Raw genomic sequence first — 999 nt, forward strand, 5'->3', positions numbered from 1 at the left:
GGCGGCTTCTTTTTCCCTTCGGCCTTTCGTCCTCCTCCGGTGCGGGGTCCTCGCCGTCGGACTCGGGAGGAGGGGCGGGCTTTCCCAGCACCATCTCGTCGAAGAGCAGCTGGAGCTGGGCGGGGTCGAGTTTTTCGCTGCTCGACCCGAAAAGGCGTTGCTGGAGCCCCTCGATGATCTTGTCCTTGCGGGCGAGTTCGGCGCGCAGCAGGTCGAGTTCGCGCTCCATCGACTCGACCCGGTCGAGCAAGGCCTGCATCTCGTTTGGAGGACTCTTTGCCACTAGATGCGCAGTAGCAAGAGGCGTGCCGGACGCGCCGGAAAGACGATGTTTCTCCGCCTTTCCGCGCGTCCCTTGCATCGCGCCTCACTCGGGGCGCTCGTACCACGGCTTGAAGCCCGCGCCGCGCAGCTCGACACCGTCGAGGAGCAGTTGCAGCGCCTCGGCGTGGAGCCGGATGCGGCGCTGGTCCGGCTCGCTGGGCGAAGGCCAGCTGAAGCGCCCCTTTTCGAGACGTTTCGCCGCGACCCAGGTGCCGGTGCCGTCGAAGTAGAGCAGCTTGATGCGGTTGCGCCGCTTGTTGGTGAAGACGAACAGCGCGTCGGGCGCGGGCGTGAGCTTCAGGTGGTCGACGGCCATGGCGTGCAGGCCGTTGAAGGACTTCCGCATGTCGCAAGGCTCCAGGGCGATGAAGACCTTCAGCGCGGCGTTGGCGAGGTTCATCATGGCCGGCCTCCCTTCGCTTCGAGTTCTTTCCGGCAGGCGGCGATGAATTTTGCGGCCATCGGGATGGCGGCCTCGTCGGCGAGCAGCAGCGAGAAGCCCTCGCGGAACTCGACGACGATCCGCGGCCGGGTGACGGACGGAAGCTCGACCTCCGCGAAGCGGAAGTCCGAACACTGCATGGGCCGCGTGGCGCGGCGATTGGTTCTAGACATCCCCGCCAGCCTGCCGCCTTACCCCCCAGCGCGGTAGGGGGCCGATTTTAGGACGCTTAC

Annotated in this window: 3 protein-coding genes; all 3 read right to left on the minus strand. The window is 66.4% G+C overall.

The genetic code is table 11. The annotated features are described in order from the left end of the window. The coding region (locus ACG2LG_RS23935) for a transposase (protein WP_396263399.1) at window positions 1-259 on the minus strand (259 nt) is incomplete at its 3' end. A gap of 108 nt (window positions 260-367) precedes the next feature. Continuing rightward, complete coding sequence (tnpB, locus tag ACG2LG_RS23940) at window positions 368-727, minus strand: IS66 family insertion sequence element accessory protein TnpB (protein WP_396263401.1); 360 nt, start codon at window positions 725-727, stop codon at window positions 368-370. Then, window positions 724-939 carry a hypothetical protein gene (locus tag ACG2LG_RS23945; RefSeq protein WP_396263403.1) on the minus strand — a complete coding sequence of 72 codons (216 nt, stop codon included), beginning with the start codon at window positions 937-939 and terminating at the stop codon, window positions 724-726. Before ACG2LG_RS23945 ends, tnpB begins: the two co-directional genes overlap by 4 nt. Between the last annotated feature and the right edge of the window lie 60 nt (window positions 940-999).

The organism is Haloferula sp. A504 (assembly GCF_044385805.1).
Taxonomy (GTDB): Bacteria; Verrucomicrobiota; Verrucomicrobiia; order Verrucomicrobiales; family Akkermansiaceae; genus Haloferula.

Excerpts from the sequence above, each read along its gene's own strand:
- ACG2LG_RS23945 (WP_396263403.1), bottom strand. The coding sequence starts at position 939 with ATGTCTAGAACCAATCGCCGCGCCACGCGGCCCATGCAGTGTTCGGAC.
- tnpB (WP_396263401.1), bottom strand. The coding sequence starts at position 727 with ATGATGAACCTCGCCAACGCCGCGCTGAAGGTCTTCATCGCCCTGGAG.